This is a genomic window from Rahnella rivi (genome assembly GCF_019049655.1).
Lineage (GTDB): Bacteria > Pseudomonadota > Gammaproteobacteria > Enterobacterales > Enterobacteriaceae > Rahnella > Rahnella rivi.
In genome coordinates this window covers 23,476-45,570 of sequence record NZ_JAFMOX010000064.1, presented here as the reverse complement: position 1 = coordinate 45,570, position 22,095 = coordinate 23,476, and the positions used below count along the sequence as shown (strand labels likewise).

Here is a 22,095-nt window from a genome sequence, read left to right as displayed (position 1 = left end):
TAAGTTATGATTGGAAAAATTTTAGAGTTATATGCCCGTTGCGGACATAGCTTACTTGAAAATGGTTTAAATGAGGCAGTGTTGCCTATATCTTCATCAAATGATGCTCTTGATATTTTTAAAGAAAATGGCTGGTTAGTTTTAGGTGGTGATGTTTATCAGCGTGGAAGTGATGGGGGTATGAATAACTTTTATGCAGATTGGTTCAGCTCCTCATCTGATCCAATTGAAGCTACTGAATATGCAAAAGAGCATATTAATGGCTTGAAAGGCGATAATTTATTTATCTCTTTTACTATAAAATCATAATACTAAACTCCGGACAATCTGGTCGAGGTAGTGGCCGGGTAGCTGCGATATCAACCTTGTCAGCGGGTCTTGCTGGCGTGATTACCGGTGACAGCAGTGCCAATGCGGTAGAAGGTGCACAGGCTGGTAATAATGCGCTTGAGAATAATGCGCTGAGTCTGCCGCACAACAAAGCGCGTGCTCATGAGATAACTCAGTGCCAGGGCGATTCTGCCTGTGAAGATGCTGGAGAACTCGCCGGAAAACGTTGCTGCTGAGCAGAAATACGGCATCGGCAGCCCGTTCTGGACGGCGGGCACGGCGATATCAGGCGCGCTGGCAGGCTTAACCGGTGGTGACATGAGTCAGGCACTGGCGGGCGGGCTGGCACCTTATTTGTCCCTGGCGGTGAAGGCGGCGACCACAGACGCCAAAGGCAACGTTAATCAGGCTGAGAATATTACGGGGCACGCCCTTGCCGGCGCGGTAGTTGCCTATCTGCAGGGCGGCTCCGTGACCGGCGGCGCAGCGGGTGCGGCGACCGGCGAACTGGCGGCGCAGCTGATTGCGAAAGAGCTGTATCCGGGGGTAAAACCGGAAAACCTGACGAATGAGCAAAAGGCGAATGTGAGTGCCTTGAGCACGCTGGCCGCAGGACTGGCAGGCGGCGTGGCGGGGAATTCGTCTGTTGCAGCAGGGACTGGGGGGATTGCAGGGAAGACGGCGGTTGAGAATAATTTCCTTAGCCCACAACAAGCTGAAACGCTGAATAAGTCTATTGAGGATCAGAAAGCTGGTAAAAACCTACTAGAGGCTTCACAGAATATCGTCAGGCTGACGAATGAAGACCGAGCTAGCAATGTGTTGCTGCAACAGTACCAATCAGGCCAACCACTGACAGAAGGCCAGAAGCGAGAGCTAGCCGGATTGCTTAACCAGTATGGTTATGAACTTCAGTCTATGTACGGGTATACCCCAGAGCACGCGGCTGACGCTATTCAGTCACTGGTCGCAGGTAAGGCATTTGTCGCCTCCACAGGAAATATCAAAGCGTATAACGAGGCGCTGAGTTATCTGAAAGGATACAGTGTCCAGTCTGGCCAAGCCGCATTAGGAACTGATGCTCTACTCGCTTTGCCAGGTGCACCGGGGATTATTGCTCGTTCAACTCTGGCTGCTGGTGGGGCTTATCAAACCGGTACTGGGATCGGTCAGGTCGTTGAGGGCAACTACGGAGAAGGTGCACTAAATATCGGCTTAGGGACAGCGGCAATCTTTGGTGGTGTTGCGGGAAATAATGTCATAGGTAAGACAGATGGCGCCATAACGTCACCGAATAACTCTAACATATGGCAAACAGGCTCTATCGGTAATGTGATTACAAAATCTGAGGGGTCTTTAACGGGGCCAGTAACCAAGATGGAGTCAGGGATGACGAAAGAGAATATCCGCTCTCTCAACAGGGAAAATGAGAGTGCTCAAATTCTTTCGCAATCAGGATTTTATATAGAGCAGAACCCTTCTATAGCTGGAAATAAGAATCCAGATTACCGGATTAATGGCGAGATCTTTGATAACTATGCCCCTAGATCTAATAGTGTGCGAAATATCTACAGCGAGGTTAAATCTAAAGTAGACAAAGGCCAGACATCTAATGTCGTGATCAATATGTCTGACACTAAAGTTAGCATTCCAGAACTTCAAAAACAGCTAACGCAGTGGCCAATTATGGGATTGGATAAAGTTATCGTAATTGATAAAACCGGCAACGCTATTAGGGTGAAGTGAGGATGCTATGTCTATAGGATTAACATGTTTTACTAAGCTGACTTGTGCTGATTTGCAACATAAGTTGAACGAATTTGCGACACGATATCCAGATGTATTCCCCGCGCACTACTATTTATCTACTGCGGGTATACCACATCCAATTCAAAAAGAGGTATCTAATGAATTTGGGTTGGATCCGATATCGTATTGTTATATATCAGTAAATAATAAATCGCTTAAAATATCGACTGATAAGATGGCTGAGATGATTAGGGAAGCTCTAGGGGCGGACAATGTCATTGTTCTTTTAAATAGTGAAGATTTAATCTAAATCCTGTAATAGGTCCCGGCCTACTGGCCGGGATTTTTGCTTCTAAGCTCTGAAACTGTCAGCTTCCAGCCTTGCAACCGGAGCAAACTGGGCGCAGCGGTGACTTCCAGTTGTTCCGCATCGATAATGCCGGACTCGGTGAGCCAGTCGCCACCGATAATCACCTCGCCGTTCTCTATCACCCAATCCGTCCGCAAATCTTGCCGCTGTTGGCTAACGTCGGCAACCTCTCACTTGCGGGGGCGGGCAATAACGGACACGCCAGTGGTACTGTAAGCATCCCGCTTAACCGGCCCATTCACTTTTAGAGATCTTCGGACATACAGATCATGTCCCTGAGGAGATCGCTATGCGTAAGATCCGATTCACCGAGTACCAGATCATCACCGTTCTAAAGTCTGTTGAAGCCGGACGTACTGTCAAAGATGTCTGCCGCGAAGCGGGAATATCTGAGGCTTCATACTATAACTGGAAAGCGAAGTATGGTGGCATGGAAGCCTCTGATATCAAAAGATGAAGGATCTTGAGGACGAAAACCGCCGTCTCAAACAGATGTTTGCCGACCTGAGTCTGGAAAATCGCGCGTTAAAAGACGTCATCGAAAAAAGCTTTAAAACCAGCGATAAAGCGTGAGCTCGTCAGCTATCTGACCACACAGTTTACGATGAGCATACGCCATGCATGCAGGACGTTATCGCCGAGTAGGACGGTGTTTCGCTATCAACCGGATACGCGACGTGATGAACCGGTGATCCATAGGCTGACTGAGGCGGCTGAACGCTATCCCTGCTACGGTTTTAAGAAGCTTTTTCAGGTGCTTCGCAGGCAGGGGCACGTCTGGAATCACAAGCGGGTACACCGGATTTACTGTCTGTTAAAACTGAATTTTCGTCGTAAGGGTAAACAACGCCTGCCGGTGCGCGATCCGGCTCCGCTGGCAACGCCGGAAGCACTCAACCAAAACTGGTCGATTGATTTTATGCACGACGCCCTGACATGTGGCCGACGTGTTCGGCCCTTCAACATCGTGGATGATTTTAACCGAGAGGATCTGACCATCGAAATTGACCTGAATATCCCGGCGCAGCATGCTGTATGGGTGTTGGACAGAATAGTGGCAAACCGTGTATTTCCGCTGAAGAGGCGAACGGATACGGGCCGAAACTGATATCGCTGGCTCTGGCACAAAGGGCTGAGGCCCATGATGTAATGCTGGAATTTATCAAGCCAGGCAAACCGACACAAAACGTATTTATCGAACGGTTTAACCGAACGTTCCGGACCGAATACTGGATTTTTATCTGTTCAGAACGCTGAATGAAGCACGGGAAATAACGGAACGTTGGCTGAATGAATACAACAGTGAGCGGCCCCATGAATCCCTGAATAACCTGACGCCGGAAGAATACCGGCTGATGGCCGAGAACACGGAAATCTCAAAAAGTGTGTGGAACTAAAGCTGGGATACTTACAATTTTATTGATCGACATGTAGGAAAAACTGAAGCGGAGTTATTTGATAGAGTGTCTACAGGTAATACAAAAACAGCATCTACATTTACTGATAGAGCTACAGCAGAAGCTGTAACAAGTAAAGCCATTGATAGTAATCAATCGAAGATCCAGAGTTATTTATCTGGTAGCCAAAAAGGTTACTTAGAACTTGATTATCAATCTTCTGCTGCTATTGGTATTAGCGTTACTCGTGGTTCTACAAATGTTGTACCAACCACAAATGCCAGAATTATCATTGGAAGGGATCCTTCAATGCCAGAGGGATATAAAATCATTACAGGATATCCAACACCATGAATATTAAAGAGAAATATCCTTCCTTGTCATATTTGCTAAGATGCTACTTTAACCAAGATTTTGAAGTGCTCTTTGGCAACGCGGATGAAACATTAGCAGCTTATAAGGCTACCGAAACTGCGGAAGAGCGATTGCAGATGAAAGCTGAAATAGATTATCTGTTGGCACTTTCTCTGTCAGATGATGAATTACAAGACATTTTGCTTAACAAAATTGATTGTAATTATTATTACCCTAACGAATGGCCTTCATCTGAAGAATGGTTAAAGCATATATACAAACAAATGAACTGAAAGATCCCGGCCACCGAGCCGGGATTTTTACCTGTCAGCTGTCAAATCCACTTCCCGACAGGAGGCTTCTTAGCGGTGATCACCCCAATAAACTCAAGGATTTGCTGTTGCTTACGGCCCGAGAGCTTACAGACCTTCTTCAGTGTCTGCATAATCTCCGGCTCTGGCGGCGGTGTGGGTTCGGGATCTTGTGGGGTCAGCACCAGCCAACCGGGCATCACGCGAACCTTCAGCGGTGTACCGGTTGTAAACCCCGCATCTTCCAGCCAGTCGCTTTTAAGTGTGGTTGTTGTGGTTGCTCTTTAACAGCGTTGGGGAAAGTGGCTTGCAACGCGCAGCGTTATCTCGGCGTTATCCATGGTTTTTTCCAGCTTGGCGGCATCAGCCCGACGGCGCGAAACCTGATGCGGGATCTCGCCTGGCGCGTCAGTTCATTGGATAAGCCGTAATCTGGCGTGTTTTAGTCATACTGTTGTTGGCTTTTTCACACAGCTCGAACAGCGCAGGGATAAGGTGGGCCGAGGCTTTCAGGTAACCACTGACCTGCGCAATCCCTTCAGGGGGGAGTGTCTCGCAATTCTCCAGACCTTCGCTCAGGCACAGTAAACCCTGGCACAACCCTTCGGCTGATTCGGACGCCAGCGCGCTGAGATCGTAGAGTTGTGCCTCGGCAAAGTGTCCTACGTCCAGCTCGGAAATCAGTGAACGAAATACGGTGATGGAATTAGCGGTGAATGCGGTGTTGTCGGTATCAGTCATGATGATCATTCCATTGTCAGTGAGTTGAAATCCCTTTTCCGGCCGGGAAGTTGCCGCTGCGAAGTCACTCTATCTTTGTTGAAGATTCAAAGAAATAACCTGTATGCATTTACAGTATTTTGTTGCGAGAGTTGGAAGGCAACTCGCAATTTTTGCCGCAGCGAAGAGAGCCTAATTCGTGGGATTTATACCGTAAGAGGAATTTTTAGGCAGTTTTGGTTTTTGCGAGATGTTTTGGAAAAGGGGGATGAATTTAAACGTGTAAACGGGGGGTTATCGCGCCTAACTTTGGTAAAAGTGGTCAAACTATTCAAAAAATAAATGCATGAGTTGTATGTAATCAAGAACGCCTTATACTTCCAACCTATTGATTCAACTAACAGGTGTCGATAGATGGCGGATGAAGAGGTTTGCGTAGTTCTCTCTGAGAATGACGTATCAAAGTGGGATGATAAAACTGGTGAGCGATATCATTATCCTAATAAATACAAAAATCTTATTCGCCCCGGAATGCGATTTATTTACTATAAAGGGCGCCTAAGACCTGAAAACAGACTGTATGCTTCTCTACGTTTATCAAAGGCACCGCATTATTTTGGCATTGGACGAATAGGTGAAATTACACCTGATGGCAAAGGTGGCTTTTACGCAACAATAACTGATTATCAGCAGTTCAATCATGCAGTTATTTTTAAAAATGATGAAGGGTATTACGAAAAAATACCAGAGACCCAAAAACTAAACTATTTCCGGGTAGGCGTACGCCCTATTTCAGTAGATGTCTTTGCAGACATCGCCGTAGCCGCCGCGCTAACTGAACCTCGCCACATCATCGGCGATATTAAAAATGAAGCGGTGCATGTTGAAAATGAAGCTGACGAAGAATCGCTGGTTTCTTACCAAGAAGGTAAAAAATCTTCCAAGTTTGTCACCATTTATGAAAGAGATCAGAGGCTAAAAAAACTCGCTAAAAGTTATCACGGCACTACTTGCTATGCCTGTGGCTTTAATTTCGAGGATTTCTACGGAGAGTATGCAAAAGACTTTATCCATATTCATCACGTGGTGCCGGTTTCGGAGTTTGGCCAATCTAAAGCTGTGGATTATAAAACGGAACTCGTTCCCGTTTGTGCTAACTGCCATGGGATCATTCATCGCAAAAAAGACCGCACGCTTTCAATTGATGAATTAAAAAGCATGATCGCTGCAAGTCAAAAAACGCCCTAAAAAGGGCGTTTCAACGTCTAGCTAATCTCCCCTCCTAAAAAATCCTCCCCATCTCCAGTTGCCCCATCAGTAACGCGTTATCACTGTAATCCACCGGTACGGCGACGACGGCGGGGCCTTGTACGTCCATGGCGGCGCGCAGCGTGCTTTCCAGCGTTTCGGCGGAGGTGACGGCAAAACCTTTGGCGCCGAAGGCGTCGGCGTAGGCTTTGAAATCTATCGGGCCGAACTGGATGCCGGAGGTGCGGTGGTATTTTTTCTCTTCCTGGATGGCCACCATGTTGTACGCCTCATCAACCCAAATGATGTGCAGCAGGTTGACGCCCAGACGGACGGCAGTTTCCAGTTCCATGCTTGATTGCATAAAGCCACCGTCGCCGGAAACGGACACCACTTTGCGGCCCGGATCGACCAGCGCGGCACCGATAGCCCACGGTAATGCGACGCCCATGGTTTGCTGGCCGTTGGAAATCAGCACCTGACGGGCGCGGAAACTGTAGAGGTAGCGGGCGATCCAGATATGGAAACTGCCCATGTCGACGCACAGGGTGACGTCGCTGTTGACGATGTCCTGCATCGCGCGCACCAGGCGCAGCGGGTGGATTGCAAACTGATTCAGGCTGCGGCCTTTCTGAGCCAGCAGCTCACGTTGCTGGCGGCGATCTTCGAGGATCTCGACAGATGACGCGCTCAGATCGATGCGCTGATGGATCTGTTCGGTCAGCAGATCCAGCGTGTCGGCGATGTCGCCCACCAGCTCGACGTCCGGCAGATAATCGCTGTCCGTTTCGGCGGGCATGACGTCGATATGCACCAGTTCGGCGTTGTCGTTACTCCACTGCGCCGGTTCGTACTCGACCGGGCTGTAACCGATGGTGATCACCAGATCGGCATTACGCAGCAGGCGGTCACCGGCCTGATTGTTGAACAAACCGACGCGCCCGGCGAAGCGGTGGAAGGAAGCCTGATCAATAACGCCCGCCGCCTGATAAGTGCTGGTCACCGGCAGATCGCTTTTATGCAGCAGACGGCGGATCGCTTCGGCGTTACGCGGCTGGCTGGCCATCAGGCCGAGCAGCAGCACCGGATTTTTAGCCTGTCGCAGCAGGTGCGCCACTTGCATGATCGCATCGTGCGGCGCACTGCCGAGCACCGGTGCCTGCGAGGTCAGCAGTTTGCCGCTGGCCGGTTCGTTGACGATATCCATCGGCAGGCTGATAAATGCCGCGCCGGGGCGGCCAAACTCGGCGGCGCGAAAGCCGTTCGCCAGCACTTCGGCCAGCGCGGAAGGGGAGGTGACTTCAGCGGAATACTTCGTCACCGGGCGAAACATCGCAACGGTGTCCATGGTCTGGTGCACCTGTTTGACGTGGTCGGCGCGTTTTACCGCACCGCCCAGCGCAACCAGCGGATCGCCTTCGGAGGTCGCGGTGGCGACGCCGGTGATAAGGTTCGAGCAGCCGGGTCCGGAGGTGACCAGCGCGACGCCCGCTTTACCGGTCAGGCGGCCAACCGCACCGGCCATAAAGGCGGCGTTGGCTTCGTGACGGACCGGGATCAGCGTAATGCTGGAATCGAGCAGAGAGTCAAAGACGCGATCGATTTTTGCGCCGGGAATGCCGAATACGTGTTTTACGCCCTGGGCTTCAAGCTGCGCGACCACCAGATCCGCACCGCATTTCCACTCGGTTTTACTGTCTGAATTTTTCATGGTGTCACTCCTTCGATGTGGCGGTGATTAACTTTCAACGGACTGGATGGCGTCGTTCAAATCATCCGGGCATAAATTGGCGTGCAGGAAATCGCTGTCCTGCGGGAAGTCGATCAGCAATTTTTCAACGGTGCCGAAGGTCAGCGTGCCGCTCTCCACCTGATAATCCAGCACGTGGCCGCCGCTACTGCGTTCCTGATTAATAAAGTGTTCGTGGTATCCGGCGACGTTGATGCCCTGCATATACGCAGGGGTCAGAAACCCAATCAGCACGCCCTGGCTGTGTTCGATATGGTAAGTCGGCTGGGCTTCGATGGCTTCGAGCATCGGTTTATAAGGCCGGTGCTGTTCCGGCACGGTGCGCGTCTCGACCCGGCTGAATCTCCCGTCAATGCGCAGCGCGCAGAAGGTGTTCTGGCTGGCGACAACCTCGTCGATCACGTGATGGATCTGCTCGCGGCTGTGCGGACGTTCGATGTGGTATTCATGGGTGGGATTAAAGAATGTCATGACGGCGAACGGCGTTTTTTGTTCCGGGCTGGCGCGTCGTGCGCTGCCGTCGCCGCGCAGCTGGAAGATGTTGCTGTTAAAGGCGATCAGCTCACCGTCGAGATGGTTGAAGGTGCCGAGGCCAAAATCGCCATGCCGGAGCAGGTCTGCCATCGTCGTCTCGCCCTCATAAACGCCGCTGAGCAGGGCGCTCATCAGTGATGACTGATACAACACGCGGTCAGGATGTTGTTGCTTAAACGCCGTGGCCGTGCGGGCGATATCGGCGACGCAGGAACAGGAATCGGAATGGTTTTTCATGCAGAGCTCCGGATGGAATGATTAACTTAGCTAACTAAAGGTTGACGCCATTCCGCCCTGAGTTCCAATATGAGGAGGTGTTCACTTTGAGACGTTTTTGATATGGAACTGCGTCATCTGCGCTATTTTGTGGCGGTGGCAGAGACGGGGCACTTCACCCGTGCTGCTGAACAACTGGGCATCTCCCAGCCTCCTCTGAGCCAGCAAATCCAGCGGCTCGAACATGAAATCGGTACCCCTTTACTAAAACGCCTGACCCGTGGCGTTGAGCTGACCGAAGCCGGAAAAGTGCTGTACGACGAGGCGCTGAATATCATCAAACTGACCGATGCTGCACTTGAGCGCACGCGCTCGGTGGCCCGTGGCATGAACGGCACGCTGCGCATCGGTTTTGCGACTTCGACCGCGTTTAATCCGCAGGTTTTTTCGCTCTTACATCGCTTTCGGGATAAATATCCGGGCATGGTGATGGAGCCGCAGGAAAAAGACATGGCAGGGCTGATGACCGCGCTGGGCGAGGGCGCACTCGACGTGGCCTTTATTCGTCTGCCCTGCGAACGCAGCAAAGCGTTCAGTTTTAAGGTTCTGGATATTGAAGAGATGATGGTGGCGCTGCCGAAAACGCATCCGCTCAGCCAGGGTAAGGACGTCCGGCTGGCGGCATTGCGTCACGACGCGCTGATCACTTTTCCACGGGATTTATCGCCGGGGTTGTACGATGCGGTGACGACGGCCTGCGAAGAAGCGGGTTTTTCGCCGCGCTATGGTCAGCAGTGTCCGCAAATCACGTCATCGCTGAGTATGGTGGCGACAGGATTTGGTTACGCGCTGGTGCCGGCGTCGCTTGGTAAAATTGATGAGAATAATGTGCGCTGTCTGCCCATTGCCGGGCAGACATTGACGACGCAGATAGCGCTGGCGTGGCGCAGAACGGATAACTGCAAGGCCGCACTGCATCTGGTGGGGTTGTTATAGCTACACCACAATAATCACAGACACCCGACGGTTCTGCGCGCGTCCTTCCTGCGTTTTATTGCTGGCGACCGGCTGGCTCTGGCCTAATCCGCGCGTGTGAATATTGGCGCGTGGCATGCCGGCCTGAGCAAAGGCCGCGGCGACGGTGTTGGCGCGGCGCAGTGACAGATCGTTGTTGTAGCCGACATCACCGTAGTTGTCGGTGTGGCCGTCGAGATTCACTTTCATCAGGCCAACATGCAGCAAATCGCTGGCAAGTTTTTCGACCGTTTTTTCACTTTCCGGTGAAAGCGTCGCCTGATTGTTACCAAACAGCACTTTCGCATCCAGACCCAGTTCCCAGCCTGCGGCCGTCTGCGTGAAGCCATTTTTTTGCAAAACAGCGATTTGTTCCGCAGTGAGTCCGGCGGGTTTGGTCTGGCAGGCGGCCAGCAGCAAAATGCACAGTCCCATCGCGGCGAACTGATACCAGGTTTTCAATGTGTGATACGCGTGCATGGTGGTGTTAACTCCTTTTAGTCTTTCGTCACGACGGTCAGCGGCATGCCTGTTGAAACATGCCAGCAGCTGCCTGATATTTTTTTCGAGCGGTACATCGCTTCATCGGCTTTTTCCAGTAACTCTTTAGCGCTGTGTGCCTGTGAAGGTGACAGCGCGATACCAATACTCAGCGAAACATCCAGCGTCTTGTTGTTGAGCAATATCACCGGCGTTTTCATGGTATCGACAATGCGTTCGGCAAAGGCCACCGATTCGGCGGTAGAGTTCATCGGGTCAAGCAGAATGGCAAACTCATCGCCACCCAGGCGCGCCAGCACATCGCCTTCGCGCAGGGTCTTCGACAGACGTTCGCCAATCACCATCAGCACCCGATCCCCCGCCGCATGGCCGAGTGAATCGTTGATCTCTTTGAAGTTATCGACATCAATAAACAGCAGTGCCAGAGACAGCGGCGGGCGCATCGGATTGAAGCACTGATTGAGGGTATCAATAAAGAACGCGCGATTATGCAGACCGGTCAGGCCGTCGTGCAACGCTTTTTTGGTCAGGGATACGTTCTCGTTTTTCATGTGATTTTCCCAGGCTTCCAGCTCCGTCAGCAGGCTGTTGAAGTCCTGACTCAGCGTATGCAGTTCGGCAACCGGCGCGGAAGGGACGCGCAGATTAAAGGAGCGGTTAGCGCTCACTTCGTGGGTAACCCGCGTGATATGGCCGAGTGCGTCCACGATGCCTTTTTGCATCCGCCGCGAGAAATAGAGCGCAACCAGCGCCGTCAGAACCAGGCAGCCAATCAGGCTGAGCACTGTCTCCAGCAGGAAGCCGAGCAGGCTGGTGCCGTTACCGGTAAGCCAGACGGTGCCGATCACCGAACCGGAATGAATGACCGGCAGCGTCACCGGATCCGGGAAAGCAAGATGTCCGATGAACTGCCCCAGTTTGTCCCAGTTCCCTTCCGTCGGGCGTTGCCATTCGGCGAAGGTATTGCCCGCCGGGGTCAGGATTTTCGCCTGCGAGAAATCTCCCCGGTCGGCAATAAAAATCAGCGAATCATGGGCGGCAGAGGCATCGTTAAACACCAGCGCGGCTTCTGTGGTGTAGCTGATCGCACGCGCGGTCAGCTGCAGATTACTTTCCGCATGTGAGCGCAGGGCAATCAGCGCCAGTAAAGTCAGTAAAAAGCCCGCCAGGCCGATCGCCGTCAAAATCACAATAACGTGGATGCGGTTGAGCGCAGCGCCCAGGGTTTTACGCGGGCGCGGCTGTTCAACCTCAGGAACAGGAATAGTTTTATTCTTCATCGTTACTCCTTTTCCCTGGCAAGTTGTAATACGGCGGGATTTACCCGCACGCCGCTGCGTGACAGCGTATCCAGGTTCAATTTAAACCCGGTATGTTGAGGGGTGATCACCAGACAAAAGGCATTGAGTAATGCACAACCGTCATCCTGCTCACTGATGGTCAGTACCGCGTGGCCTGTGAGTCGCTGGTTTAAATCTGCCTGCTGTTCCGGCGAGGTGTAGCCGGAGTAAATGGCGTCACATTGCGTCGCCAGCATCGGGCTGTCGAAAGGGTAAGTCATCACGTTGAGCGGTCTGCCGGAGAAAGCACTGCCATCGGGCGTTAACTGCGCCGCAAATTCTACCGGGGGAATGATGCAAAGCCGCAACGCAGTTGAAGAGGCCTCCCCGGCGGGCCAGCGCGAATAGCTGAGGATCCCGTTAACGGTCTGGGCGACGCTCGCCTCCTGCGCCACGTCATCATGTGTTTCTGCCACGCTTTGCGTCAGCGGGGCGATAGTGAGAAAAATGAGCATGGCAAAGCCGTACATCGCCTTGAATAACCGGCGGTTATGCGTCTTCACTGACAGGCAAAAAGAATGTCGGGCTTTGTCCATGGGCTCGCTCTGCGATTCATCCGGTTAAAATTGTTTCACCGGCGTAAGAATAACTTTATCGGCAATACTTCTGAAAGCGTCAGTAAAAAATTTATCTGCCCGTAAACCGGCATAATTGTGCTGATTTGTTGACATGGCGGCAGACACAACAGGGAATACTGAAGAAGTCTTAATGTAATTCGTTTTCGCATTGTTTATTTATTGAACATATATTTTGTCTGGCTAAGCCGTTAAATAATCCAACTTGTTTGTATTTCAACCGTTAATTAAATAATAGTCACGGCGATAACAAATAATTCGTTAAGAATAATGTTATCAGCCTCTCCTTTTGATGAAATTAAATTGGAGAAAATGTTAATGGTTTGGAATTTAAAGGAATATTAGGCGGCTATTTTAGGATATTCGTGACCATGATCTCAAAGCCACGCGGTTACCCAGATTTTTATGCTACGGATAGGTATCATGCCCGCATTAATGGTATGTTTTATCCGTCAGGATGGTTTTTTTGATGACGGGTGCAGTGAAAAAAACATCAACCATTCTGGGGAAAACGAATTACTTTATAAATAAGCATTGAGGGATTATGGATAACACAACTATTGGAACGCTGTCTAAAGAGTCAGTCAGTTCCTGGCGTAAAACCGATACCATGTGGATGTTGGGTCTGTACGGAACAGCAATTGGAGCAGGTGTTCTTTTCTTACCGATTAATGCCGGTATTGGCGGATTAATACCGTTAATTATTATGGCTATCCTGGCATTTCCAATGACGTTTTTCGCTCACCGCGGATTAACCCGATTTGTTTTATCAGGGAAGAATGCCGGTGAAGATATTACCGAAGTGGTGGAAGAGCATTTTGGTATTTCCGCCGGTAAGCTAATTACGCTGCTTTATTTCTTCGCGATTTACCCGATCCTGTTGGTTTATAGCGTTGCTATCACCAATACCGTTGAGAGCTTTATTACTCATCAGATGCATCTGACAGCACCTCCGCGCGCATTATTGTCGCTGGTATTGTTGTTAGGCTTAATGACGCTGGTGCATTTCGGTCAGGATCTGATCGTCAAAGCGATGAGCATTTTAGTCTTCCCGTTCGTTGCGGTATTAATGGCGCTGGCGCTGTACCTGATCCCAAACTGGAACACCACAGTCTTTGAGAATGTCTCCCTGTCCGGTAACGGCGTAGGGCACGGCATGCTGATGACCCTGTGGCTGGTTATTCCGGTGATGGTGTTCTCCTTCAACCACTCGCCAATTATCTCTTCTTTTGCGGTCGCAAAACGTAAAGAGTACGGCGACGACGCTGAGAAAAAATGCTCACGCATTCTGGCATTTAGCCACATCATGATGGTGCTGACGGTGATGTTCTTCGTCTTCAGCTGCGTCCTGAGCCTCTCTCCGGCAGACCTGATGGAAGCCAAAGCGCAGAACGTTTCTATTCTGTCGTATTTAGCCAACCATTTCTCTAACCCGGTGATTGAATATATCGCTCCATTTATTGCCTTTATTGCAATTACCAAATCTTTCCTCGGGCATTATCTCGGTGCACGTGAAGGTTTTAACGGCATGGTGATTAAATCACTGCGCAGCAAAGGGAAAACAATTCCATTACCTAAGCTCAACCGTTATACCGGCATCTTCATGTTAGTCACGGCCTGGGCGGTTGCTACGCTCAACCCAAGTATTCTGGGTATGATTGAAACCCTCGGCGGCCCGATTATTGCGATGTTATTATTCCTGATGCCTATGTATGCCATTCGTAAAGTTCCGGCAATGAGAAAATACAGCGGCCACATCAGTAATGTTTTCGTGGTAATTATGGGTCTGATTGCTATGTCAGCCATTGTATTTAGCCTGATTGGTTAATCATTAAAACCGAAGTAAAGTGAGCGGGAATATTCCCGCTCGCTGTTTCCTGCACCTCTTTTCCTGTTATTTCCCGTAATCCTATTCAGACATGGAGTCCACCGTGATCAGCGTCTTCGATATTTTCAAAATTGGTATTGGTCCTTCCAGTTCGCATACTGTTGGCCCGATGAAAGCCGGGAAAATATTCACTGATGAACTTATTTCTTTAGGTCATCTCGCACAGACCACCCGCGTGGTGGTAGATGTTTACGGGTCTTTATCTTTGACCGGTAAAGGTCACCACACCGATCTGGCCATCATTATGGGGCTGGCCGGAAATATGCCGGATGACGTTGATATTGATGCGATTCCTGGGTTTATTCGTCAGGTTGAAGCCACCGGACGTCTGATGCTCGGCAAGGGCGCCAAAGAGGTCGATTTCCCGGCGAATTCAGGCATGAATTTCCACACCGGTAATCTGCCGCTGCATGAAAACGGCATGTCCATCAGCGCCTTTAACGGCGATGATCTGCTGTACACACAAACGTATTACTCCATTGGCGGCGGCTTTATCGTCGAAGCCAGCAAATTCGGGCTACAGGATGAAAACCCTGTCGTGCGTCCGTATCCGTTCCGCTCGGCCAGTGATTTGCAAAAACACTGCACCGACACCGGCCTGTCGCTCTCCGCGCTGATGCTGCAAAACGAACTGGCGGGCCATTCGCGCGTGGAAATCAGCGAACATTTTGCGGCGATCTGGAATGTCATGAGCGAAGGCATTACCCGCGGAATTCACACCGAAGGGCTGCTGCCGGGGCCGATGAAAATCAACCGCCGCGCCGCCGCACTGCGCCGCATACTGGTGACGCAGGACAAAAATAATGTCGACCCGATGGGCGTGGTGGACTGGATCAATATGTACGCGATGGCGGTGAACGAAGAAAATGCCGCCGGTGGCCGCGTGGTCACTGCACCCACTAACGGCGCGTGCGGCATCATTCCTGCGGTGCTGACCTATTACGATCAGTTTATCCGCCCGATAAGCCCTGATTCGTACAGCCGTTTCTTCCTCGCATCTGGCGCGGTCGGCATTCTGTTTAAGATGAATGCGTCAATTTCCGGTGCAGAAGTCGGTTGTCAGGGCGAGGTCGGCGTGGCCTGTTCCATGGCGGCAGCGGGTCTGACCGAGTTGCTGGGCGGCAGCACCGCGCAGGTATTTATGGCGGCAGAAATCGCGATGGAGCACCACCTCGGGCTGACCTGCGATCCGCTGGCCGGACAGGTTCAGGTGCCGTGCATCGAACGTAATGCCATCTCTGCGGTGAAAGCGGTCAACGCATCGCGTATGGCACTGCGCCGCACCAGCGAGCCGCGCGTGTGTCTCGATAAAGTCATCGAAACCATGTACGAAACCGGTAAGGACATGAACTCGAAATACCGTGAAACGTCTACCGGTGGTCTGGCGATAAAAGTCCTGGCTTGTAACTGATCTCTTTCCTTCATATTTCCTAAAAGGCGGGAAACCGCCTTTCTCGTCTCCTTCCCGATTTTCCTCCTGTGCTATGTTTTGGTTATCAAAAAATTTATGTAGTCCCTCAAAACACTTGGAAAACAGTTAAAAGGAAACGTCCGGCATGTCTAAATTTTTCATGAATGACCGCAAGACTCTGATTAACGATGTTATCGAAGGGGTGATCCTGACCTCTCCCTACAAAAATCTGGCAAAACTGGACATCGATCCGGCCATTCGCGTCGTTGTGCGGCGTGACTGGGATAAGAAAAAAGTTGCGCTGATCTCCGGCGGTGGCTCGGGCCACGAACCGGCGCACGTCGGGTTTATCGGCAAAGGGATGCTGACCGCGGCGGTATGCGGCGAAGTGTTCGCCTCGCCGAGCGTCGATGCGGTGCTGAATGCAATCGTGGCGGTCACCGGCAAAGCGGGCTGTCTGCTGATCGTCAAAAACTACACCGGCGACCGTCTGAATTTCGGTCTGGCCGCCGAGAAAGCCAAAGGCATGGGCTATAACGTCGAGCTGGTGATGGTGTCTGACGACATTTCCCTGCCGGACAACAAGCAGCCACGCGGCATCGCCGGTACCGCACTGGTGCACAAAATTGCCGGTTACGCGGCAGAGCAGGGAAAATCTCTGAAAGATGTCACTAAAATCGCCCAGCAGGCGATTGATGCCACCGCCAGTATCGGTGTGGCGGCGGCCGGTTGCAGCCTGCCGGCTGGCGGAGAAGATGAAGAAGAACAACGTATCGAATCAGGCCACGTTGAGCTGGGTTTAGGCATTCACGGCGAGCCGGGTGTGTCGAAGATGAAGACCCAGAACAGCAAAAAAATTGTCGATACGCTGGTCGAAAAGCTCCAGCCGCATGTGAAGAAAAGCGACAAGCTGGCGGTACTGATCAACAACCTCGGCGGCGTTTCTCCGCTGGAGATGAGTCAGATCACCAAAGAAGTGGTGCATTCCGCGCTCGGCGGGTCGATCCGTTATCTGATTGGCCCGGCTTCACTGGTCAGTGCGCTGGATATGAAAGGGTTCTCGCTCTCGGTGATTGCGCTCAAAGGCGGCATTGAAGAAGCCCTGCTGGCAGAAGTGGAGGCGTCCGGCTGGCAGCCGCTGGTGAAGCTGGAAAAACTGGCGACCAAAAAAGGCAAGAAAATCAGCGATAAGAAAACGGTAAAAGCGTCTTCTAATGCGCAGGTCAGTAAGATCGTGGAAACCATTACCCAGACGCTTTCCGATCTCGAAGATGAGCTGAACAAACTCGACGCCAAAGTCGGTGACGGCGATACCGGTTCGACGTTTGCCACCGGTGCCCGTGATATCCAGAAACAAAACAAAGCGAAAAAACTGCCGCTGAACAATGTGGCGGATCTGCTCGGGGTGGTGGGCGATCGTCTTGCCGTCGTGATGGGCGGATCCAGCGGCGTGCTGATGTCGATCTTCTTTACCGCTGCCGGTAAAAAAGTGGAGGAGGGCGAAAAATTACCGAAAGCCTTACTGTTCGGGCTGGAGCGTATGAAGCATTACGGTGGTGCCGATCTCGGCGATCGCACCATGATCGACGCCCTGCAACCGGCGCTGGAAGCGCTGGGCAAGAAAGATGCCCTGAAAGGCGCGGCCAAAGCGGCGGCCAAAGGCGCGAAAGATACCGCCAGCATGAAGAAGGCCAACGCCGGCCGTTCTTCTTATCTGAGCAGTGACAGCCTGAAAGGAGTGAAAGATCCGGGCGCGGTGGCTGTCGAGAAAGTGTTTGAGGCGCTGGCGAAGAAATAAGTTTGCCTGCGTAAATGAAAAAGGCCTGCGGGAAACCGGCAGGCCTTTTGTTTTTCAGCGCTCAGAAATCAGTGCCCGACCGGCCAGCGATCCAGCGTGATATTGCGATCCGGCGCTTTTGCCCCGAAATCTGACAGCACCGCTTTCACATCCGGATCGATATACCCGACATTCTCCCGTTCGACCCGCACCACGCTGTTATCGGGGATCTCCGCCAGCAAGCTTTGCAGACGCGGGTTATGAAGGAACGTCAGGTTCTGATGAAAACGCATTACATAATGGTTTTCGTTGCGCGTCAGCTGCATCGCATTGTGATGACTTTTGTATGTGCTCGACAGCAACTGCGCAAGCAGGCCGATGCCGATCCCGGCCAGCATCCCGAAGACCAGAATACCGGCCAGCGTGGCGATAAATGGCAGAAACTGCGGCAGACCAAGCCGCCACTGGGTCATGAACAACGCCGGTGAGGCCAGTTTGTAGCCGGTATACAGCAGCACCGCCGCGAGACAGGCCAGCGGAATGGTGTTGAGCATGTCACTGAAAAACATGCCGCACAGCAGCAACAGCACGCCGTGAAGCAGAATCGACACCTTGCTGCGCGCGCCGGTATTTACGTTCACCGAGCTGCGCACGATCACGGCTGTGATCGGCATGCCGCCGAGAAATCCACTGATCAGATTCCCGATCCCCTGCGCGCGCATTTCTTTGTTGGGCGAAGGCGCGGGAGTTTGCTCTTTCAGCTTTTTCAGCGCTTCCTGACTGAGCAGCGTTTCCAGGCTGGCGACCAGCGCCAGCGTGGCGGCAATCACGTAAATCTGCGGATTATTCCACGCGCTCCAGTTCGGTTTTTCCAGCTGTGAGGTGACCTCATCCACACTGTCAAATTTCGGTAGCGCAATGCGCGGCAAGGCCTGCATCGCATCCGGCACTATGCGGTCACCGAAAATCATCGCCAGACTTCCCCATAACACCGCCACCAGCGGGCCGGGCACATAGGTCATCAGTTTGATGCGCTTAAACGGCGGTGTGGTCCACAGCCACAAAATCAGCAGGGCGACAGCCGAGACAATCAGAACCGCGGGCGAGAAACTGAACGCCGGATCGCTAAAAATGCCGCGTAATCCGTCTTCACCCTGATAGCCAAGCGCGACCGGGATCTGCTGCATGATCAGCAAAATACCGATCGCCGCCAGCATGCCCTGGATCACTGAACCTGGGATGAGCGAAACAAAGCGTCCGGCTTTTATGATCCCAAAGACGATTTGCAGAACGCCCGCCAGCATCAGCGCCAGCAGCAGGGAGGAGAAGGATCCGAGCGTTTCCATGGCACCGACCACAATCGTCACCAGCCCGGCAGCCGGTCCGCTGACCGCAAAACGCGACGGGCTGAGCAGGGTGACGATGATGCCGCCGATAACGCCGGTCAGCAGGCCGACAAAAGGGGGTAATCCGCTGGCCTGGGCGATGCCAAGGCTCAGCGGCAACGCCACCAGAAACACGACAATCCCGGCCGGGATGTCGTAACGCAGGAAACTCATGTTGAGACTTTCAGAGGATTTTATCGTCATGAAGTGCTCTCCACTGCGTATGAAAAGGTGAGGATAGGGCGTGGAATGGATGCGGTCACAATGGGCTTCTCTCTGTCAGGGGGCGGCGAAAAATTCGCGATGGCCCGGTGGCGGTCAACGTCTAAAGTTAGAAATTCTTTAGTTACGATTTGAAGCTTTCTGATGCACTTTCTAACATGGTAGTCGGCAATTCCGCATAAGGAAAATCTTAGAGTGGTGAGGTGGCGATCACGGAAAACCGGGTTTGCGGCCTGAAAACCTTGATCTCACGCATGCCAAAGCCATTCCCCGCAGCAGACTATTTTTTGCCCACGTATAATCTCCGCCCTTGAATTTCTGGCTGCTAAATCACGATGTATAAGCCGTGCTTAAGCAACGTCCCCCTTTATTTCAGCGAAAACTCTTTATGCCAATCAGCCTGATCCAACCCGATCGCACCCTGTTTTCTTATCCGCGTTACTGGGCCGAATGCTACGGCACTGCGCCGTTTTTCCCGATGACCCGTGAGGAAATGGATCAGCTTGGCTGGGACAGTTGTGATGTGATCGTGGTGACGGGCGATGCGTATGTCGATCATCCGAGTTTCGGTATGGCGATCGTGGGCCGTATGCTGGAGGCGCAGGGGTTCCGCGTGGGGATCATCGCGCAGCCGGACTGGAGTAACAAAGACGATTTCATGCGTCTTGGCAAACCGAATCTGTTTTATGGGGTGACCGCCGGCAACATGGATTCGATGATCAACCGCTACACCGCTGACCGCAAACTGCGTCATGACGATGCCTATACGCCTGATAACGTCGGCGGCAAGCGGCCTGATCGCGCCACGCTGGTCTACTCCCAGCGCTGCAAAGAAGCCTACAGCGATGTGCCGGTTTTGCTCGGCGGTATCGAAGCCAGCCTGCGGCGCATTGCGCATTACGATTACTGGTCCGATACCGTACGCCGTTCAGTGCTGGTGGATTCCAAGGCCGATATGCTGATTTATGGCAACGGCGAACGCCCCCTGGTGGAAGTGGCGCACCGTCTGGCGGCGGGCGAGGCGATCACTGACATTCATGACGTGCGCAATACCGCCGTGATGCGTAAAACCGCACTGATTGGCTGGAGCGGGGTGGATTCCACCCGCCTCGATAAACCGGGTCGTATTGAGCCGATCATGAACCCGTACGGCGAAGATTTGCCCTGTTCAGAAGGCGAACTGCCCGCACCCGACGCAGCGCAGCCGGTCACCGTTCGCGCGCCGAAACCGAAGCCGTGGGAAAAAACCTACGTGCTGCTGCCGTCATTTGAAAAAGTGAAGGGCGATAAAGTGCTGTACGCGCACACCTCGCGCATTTTGCATCACGAAACTAACCCTGGCTGCGCGCGTGCGCTGATGCAAAAACATGGCGATCGCTATGTGTGGATCAATCCACCGGCGATCCCGCTGTCTACTGAGGAAATGGATGCAGTGTTTGCGCTGCCGTTCCAGCGCGTGCCGCATCCGTCTTACGGAAAGGCCACCATTCCGGCGTACGACATGATCCGTTTCTCGATCAATATTATGCGTGGCTGCTACGGCGGCTGTTCGTTCTGTTCGATCACCGAACATGAAGGGCGGATCATTCAGAGCCGTTCGGAAGAGTCTATCGTCCGCGAAATCGAAGAGATCCGCGACAATGTGCCCGGTTTTACCGGTGTGATCTCCGATCTCGGTGGTCCGACTGCCAACATGTATATGCTGCGCTGCCAGTCGCCAAAAGCAGAACAAAGCTGCCGTCGCGCCTCCTGCGTGTATCCTGAAATTTGTACGCACATGGACACCAACCATGAGCCGACCATCAACCTTTACCGCCGCACCCGCAGCCTGAAAGGCATCAAGAAAATCCTGATCGCTTCTGGCGTGCGTTACGATCTGGCGGTGGAAGATCCGCGTTATATCAAAGAGCTGGCTGAACACCATGTGGGCGGGTATCTGAAGATCGCGCCGGAGCATACCGAAACCGGGCCGCTGTCGAAAATGATGAAACCGGGTATGGGCAGTTATTACCGGTTCAAAGAGCTGTTCGACAGCTATTCGAAACAGGCCGGGAAAGAGCAGTACCTGATCCCTTATTTCATCTCGGCGCATCCGGGCACGCGCACTGAAGATATGATCAATCTGGCGCTGTGGCTGAAGAAAAACCGCTTCCGGTTGGATCAGGTGCAAAACTTTTATCCGTCGCCGCTCGCCAGCGCCACCACCATGTATTACAGCGGCAAGAATCCGCTCAATAAAGTCGATTACAAAAGTGAAGACGTGGTGGTGCCGAAGGGCGATCGTCAGCGCCGGTTGCATAAAGCGTTGCTGCGCTATCACGATCCGGTGAACTGGCCGGTGATCCGCGAAGCGCTGACCGCAATGGGTATGCGCCGTCTGATTGGCGTGCGCCCGGATTGTCTGGTGCCGCCGGACGGGTTTGATCCTCGTTTCGCTCCGCCTCGCTCGGGGATCGCTCGGCCTGCGGCGACCCGCTTTACCGCATCGAAGGCACAGGATCCGGCAAGCGGATCAGGGAAAGCACGCGCGGGGAAAAAACCGGTCGCCGCAGGGCCGGCAACAGGAAAAGCCGGAAAACCGGCGCAGGGGAAAGGTGAAAACCGGGGTGTCAGTCGAGGTAAAAGACCGGTTTAAGATCGTCACTTATCGGGCTGTTATCGGCATTGGCAGGCATCACGTCTGCCATATGCTTCCACCACTGCTGGCAGATGTCCGTTTTCGCCACCGCGTTCCATCTCTCTTCTGATTCAATTTCCACATAGCCAAACAGCAGATTGCGTTTTTCATCCAGAAAAATGCTGTAGTGATGCGCGCCGTGGGCTTTCAGCGTTTCTGCCAGTTCCGGCCATATTGGCGAATGACGACGCTGATATTCGTCGTGCGCATTGGCGTTAACCTGCATCACGAAAGATTTACGGATCATGTTTTCTCCTGCCTGGTTTGCCTCCTCCCTCTGCAAAGAGGGAGGAGTAAAGAAATCGCCCCTGGTTTTTCACTCTTCG

21 protein-coding genes and 3 pseudogenes are annotated in these 22,095 nt (G+C 52.4%); 15 read left to right on the top strand and 9 right to left on the bottom strand.

Annotation, left to right across the window (positions count from 1 at the left end; genetic code table 11):
- Positions 1–6 precede the first annotated feature (6 nt).
- From imm40 to J1779_RS18005, 8 genes and pseudogenes are all read left to right on the top strand, one after another.
- Positions 7–309 carry an Imm40 family immunity protein gene (imm40, locus tag J1779_RS18040; RefSeq protein WP_122094344.1) on the top strand — a complete coding sequence of 101 codons (303 nt, stop codon included), beginning with the start codon at positions 7–9 and terminating at the stop codon, positions 307–309.
- A 77-nt stretch (positions 310–386) separates the two neighbouring features.
- Positions 387–566 carry a VENN motif pre-toxin domain-containing protein gene (locus J1779_RS18035; RefSeq protein ID WP_338019872.1) on the top strand — a complete coding sequence of 60 codons (180 nt, stop codon included), beginning with the start codon at positions 387–389 and terminating at the stop codon, positions 564–566.
- Positions 532–2,076, top strand: a complete 1,545-nt coding sequence (locus J1779_RS18030) for a CdiA C-terminal domain-containing protein (protein ID WP_238485217.1) — start codon at positions 532–534, stop codon at positions 2,074–2,076. The genes J1779_RS18035 and J1779_RS18030 overlap by 35 nt, the downstream gene beginning before the upstream one ends.
- A gap of 7 nt (positions 2,077–2,083) precedes the next feature.
- The gene (locus tag J1779_RS18025; RefSeq protein WP_136377220.1) at positions 2,084–2,389 is read left to right on the top strand and encodes a hypothetical protein; all 306 of its coding nucleotides are present in this window, start codon (positions 2,084–2,086) and stop codon (positions 2,387–2,389) included.
- Positions 2,390–2,460: 71 nt separating this feature from the next.
- A complete protein-coding gene (locus tag J1779_RS18020; RefSeq protein WP_217204442.1) occupies positions 2,461–2,697 on the top strand; it encodes a hypothetical protein in 237 nt (78 codons plus the stop codon).
- 41 nt (positions 2,698–2,738) lie between these two features.
- Positions 2,739–3,846: pseudogene (locus tag J1779_RS18015) on the top strand (IS3 family transposase).
- A 21-nt stretch (positions 3,847–3,867) separates the two neighbouring features.
- Positions 3,868–4,200 (top strand): RNase A-like domain-containing protein, encoded by a 333-nt coding sequence (locus tag J1779_RS18010; RefSeq protein ID WP_217204526.1) that lies wholly within the window; start codon positions 3,868–3,870, stop codon positions 4,198–4,200.
- Positions 4,197–4,493, top strand: a complete 297-nt coding sequence (locus tag J1779_RS18005) for a contact-dependent growth inhibition system immunity protein (RefSeq protein ID WP_238485214.1) — start codon at positions 4,197–4,199, stop codon at positions 4,491–4,493. The genes J1779_RS18010 and J1779_RS18005 overlap by 4 nt, the downstream gene beginning before the upstream one ends.
- Before the next feature lie 41 nt (positions 4,494–4,534).
- On the opposite strand, the pseudogene J1779_RS18000 reads toward J1779_RS18005, so the two are convergent.
- Positions 4,535–4,774, bottom strand: a pseudogene (locus J1779_RS18000) (SymE family type I addiction module toxin); the annotation flags it as partial.
- 39 nt (positions 4,775–4,813) lie between these two features.
- On the opposite strand from J1779_RS18000, the pseudogene J1779_RS25565 reads away from it, so the two are divergent.
- A pseudogene (locus tag J1779_RS25565) lies at positions 4,814–4,942 on the top strand (alpha/beta hydrolase); the annotation flags it as partial.
- Here the strand turns inward: J1779_RS25565 and J1779_RS17995 are convergent.
- Positions 4,920–5,252, bottom strand: a complete 333-nt coding sequence (locus J1779_RS17995) for a hypothetical protein (protein ID WP_056777196.1) — start codon at positions 5,250–5,252, stop codon at positions 4,920–4,922. The pseudogene J1779_RS25565 and the gene J1779_RS17995 overlap by 23 nt on opposite strands.
- A 393-nt stretch (positions 5,253–5,645) precedes the next feature.
- On the opposite strand from J1779_RS17995, the gene J1779_RS17990 reads away from it, so the two are divergent.
- Complete coding sequence (locus J1779_RS17990) at positions 5,646–6,479, top strand: HNH endonuclease (protein WP_217204441.1); 834 nt, start codon at positions 5,646–5,648, stop codon at positions 6,477–6,479.
- Between the two features lie 34 nt (positions 6,480–6,513).
- Here the strand turns inward: J1779_RS17990 and alsS are convergent, their stop codons facing one another.
- Both alsS and budA read right to left on the bottom strand, forming a co-directional pair.
- Positions 6,514–8,190, bottom strand: coding sequence for an acetolactate synthase AlsS (gene alsS, locus J1779_RS17985; RefSeq protein ID WP_217204440.1), 1,677 nt, complete (start codon positions 8,188–8,190; stop codon positions 6,514–6,516).
- A 27-nt stretch (positions 8,191–8,217) separates the two neighbouring features.
- Positions 8,218–9,000: an acetolactate decarboxylase gene (budA, locus tag J1779_RS17980; RefSeq protein ID WP_136374779.1), complete on the bottom strand. Its 783-nt coding sequence runs from the start codon at positions 8,998–9,000 to the stop codon at positions 8,218–8,220.
- A gap of 102 nt (positions 9,001–9,102) precedes the next feature.
- Between budA and J1779_RS17975 the strand changes: the two genes are divergently transcribed.
- Positions 9,103–9,975 carry a LysR family transcriptional regulator gene (locus tag J1779_RS17975; RefSeq protein WP_056776591.1) on the top strand — a complete coding sequence of 291 codons (873 nt, stop codon included), beginning with the start codon at positions 9,103–9,105 and terminating at the stop codon, positions 9,973–9,975.
- Here J1779_RS17975 and yfiB read toward each other — a convergent pair whose 3' ends face one another.
- The 3 genes from yfiB to yfiR are packed head-to-tail and all read right to left on the bottom strand — an operon-like array spanning position 9,976 to position 12,370.
- Entirely contained in the window at positions 9,976–10,473 is a 498-nt protein-coding gene (gene yfiB / locus J1779_RS17970; protein WP_056776593.1) for an outer membrane lipoprotein YfiB, read from the bottom strand.
- Between the two features lie 17 nt (positions 10,474–10,490).
- Positions 10,491–11,774 (bottom strand): diguanylate cyclase DgcN/YfiN, encoded by a 1,284-nt coding sequence (gene dgcN / locus J1779_RS17965; RefSeq protein WP_056776596.1) that lies wholly within the window; start codon positions 11,772–11,774, stop codon positions 10,491–10,493.
- 2 nt (positions 11,775–11,776) lie between these two features.
- Positions 11,777–12,370: a regulatory sequestration protein YfiR gene (gene yfiR / locus J1779_RS17960; RefSeq protein ID WP_238485213.1), complete on the bottom strand. Its 594-nt coding sequence runs from the start codon at positions 12,368–12,370 to the stop codon at positions 11,777–11,779.
- Between the two features lie 583 nt (positions 12,371–12,953).
- Here yfiR and J1779_RS17955 point away from each other — a divergent pair.
- The 3 genes from J1779_RS17955 (at position 12,954) to J1779_RS17945 (ending at position 17,506) form a co-directional block, all read left to right on the top strand.
- Positions 12,954–14,237: an HAAAP family serine/threonine permease gene (locus tag J1779_RS17955; RefSeq protein ID WP_056776603.1), complete on the top strand. Its 1,284-nt coding sequence runs from the start codon at positions 12,954–12,956 to the stop codon at positions 14,235–14,237.
- Between the two features lie 103 nt (positions 14,238–14,340).
- The gene (locus J1779_RS17950) at positions 14,341–15,708 is read left to right on the top strand and encodes an L-serine ammonia-lyase (RefSeq protein WP_122094284.1); all 1,368 of its coding nucleotides are present in this window, start codon (positions 14,341–14,343) and stop codon (positions 15,706–15,708) included.
- 145 nt (positions 15,709–15,853) lie between these two features.
- Positions 15,854–17,506 carry a dihydroxyacetone kinase subunit DhaK gene (locus tag J1779_RS17945; RefSeq protein ID WP_217204439.1) on the top strand — a complete coding sequence of 551 codons (1,653 nt, stop codon included), beginning with the start codon at positions 15,854–15,856 and terminating at the stop codon, positions 17,504–17,506.
- A 68-nt stretch (positions 17,507–17,574) separates the two neighbouring features.
- On the opposite strand, the gene J1779_RS17940 is transcribed toward J1779_RS17945, so the two are convergent.
- A complete protein-coding gene (locus tag J1779_RS17940; RefSeq protein WP_217204438.1) occupies positions 17,575–19,074 on the bottom strand; it encodes a SulP family inorganic anion transporter in 1,500 nt (499 codons plus the stop codon).
- 406 nt (positions 19,075–19,480) lie between these two features.
- Between J1779_RS17940 and J1779_RS17935 the strand changes: the two genes are divergently transcribed.
- Positions 19,481–21,727 (top strand): YgiQ family radical SAM protein, encoded by a 2,247-nt coding sequence (locus tag J1779_RS17935; protein WP_217204437.1) that lies wholly within the window; start codon positions 19,481–19,483, stop codon positions 21,725–21,727.
- Here the strand turns inward: J1779_RS17935 and rhaM are convergent.
- Complete coding sequence (rhaM, locus tag J1779_RS17930) at positions 21,702–22,016, bottom strand: L-rhamnose mutarotase (RefSeq protein ID WP_056776618.1); 315 nt, start codon at positions 22,014–22,016, stop codon at positions 21,702–21,704. The genes J1779_RS17935 and rhaM overlap by 26 nt on opposite strands.
- Positions 22,017–22,095: the final 79 nt, after the last annotated feature.

What these genes read in the sequence shown, in the direction of transcription:
- J1779_RS18030 (WP_238485217.1), top strand. Translation starts at nt 532, where the DNA reads ATGCTGGAGAACTCGCCGGAAAACGTTGCTGCTGAGCAGAAATACGGC.
- J1779_RS17935 (WP_217204437.1), top strand. Translation starts at nt 19,481, where the DNA reads ATGCCAATCAGCCTGATCCAACCCGATCGCACCCTGTTTTCTTATCCG.
- J1779_RS18005 (WP_238485214.1), top strand. Translation starts at nt 4,197, where the DNA reads ATGAATATTAAAGAGAAATATCCTTCCTTGTCATATTTGCTAAGATGC.
- yfiR (WP_238485213.1), bottom strand. Translation starts at nt 12,370, where the DNA reads ATGGACAAAGCCCGACATTCTTTTTGCCTGTCAGTGAAGACGCATAAC.
- J1779_RS17940 (WP_217204438.1), bottom strand. Translation starts at nt 19,074, where the DNA reads ATGACGATAAAATCCTCTGAAAGTCTCAACATGAGTTTCCTGCGTTAC.
- J1779_RS17990 (WP_217204441.1), top strand. Translation starts at nt 5,646, where the DNA reads ATGGCGGATGAAGAGGTTTGCGTAGTTCTCTCTGAGAATGACGTATCA.
- dgcN (WP_056776596.1), bottom strand. Translation starts at nt 11,774, where the DNA reads ATGAAGAATAAAACTATTCCTGTTCCTGAGGTTGAACAGCCGCGCCCG.
- alsS (WP_217204440.1), bottom strand. Translation starts at nt 8,190, where the DNA reads ATGAAAAATTCAGACAGTAAAACCGAGTGGAAATGCGGTGCGGATCTG.
- J1779_RS17995 (WP_056777196.1), bottom strand. Translation starts at nt 5,252, where the DNA reads ATGACTGATACCGACAACACCGCATTCACCGCTAATTCCATCACCGTA.
- J1779_RS18025 (WP_136377220.1), top strand. Translation starts at nt 2,084, where the DNA reads ATGTCTATAGGATTAACATGTTTTACTAAGCTGACTTGTGCTGATTTG.
- budA (WP_136374779.1), bottom strand. Translation starts at nt 9,000, where the DNA reads ATGAAAAACCATTCCGATTCCTGTTCCTGCGTCGCCGATATCGCCCGC.
- yfiB (WP_056776593.1), bottom strand. Translation starts at nt 10,473, where the DNA reads ATGCACGCGTATCACACATTGAAAACCTGGTATCAGTTCGCCGCGATG.
- imm40 (WP_122094344.1), top strand. Translation starts at nt 7, where the DNA reads ATGATTGGAAAAATTTTAGAGTTATATGCCCGTTGCGGACATAGCTTA.
- rhaM (WP_056776618.1), bottom strand. Translation starts at nt 22,016, where the DNA reads ATGATCCGTAAATCTTTCGTGATGCAGGTTAACGCCAATGCGCACGAC.
- J1779_RS17975 (WP_056776591.1), top strand. Translation starts at nt 9,103, where the DNA reads ATGGAACTGCGTCATCTGCGCTATTTTGTGGCGGTGGCAGAGACGGGG.
- J1779_RS17945 (WP_217204439.1), top strand. Translation starts at nt 15,854, where the DNA reads ATGTCTAAATTTTTCATGAATGACCGCAAGACTCTGATTAACGATGTT.
- J1779_RS17955 (WP_056776603.1), top strand. Translation starts at nt 12,954, where the DNA reads ATGGATAACACAACTATTGGAACGCTGTCTAAAGAGTCAGTCAGTTCC.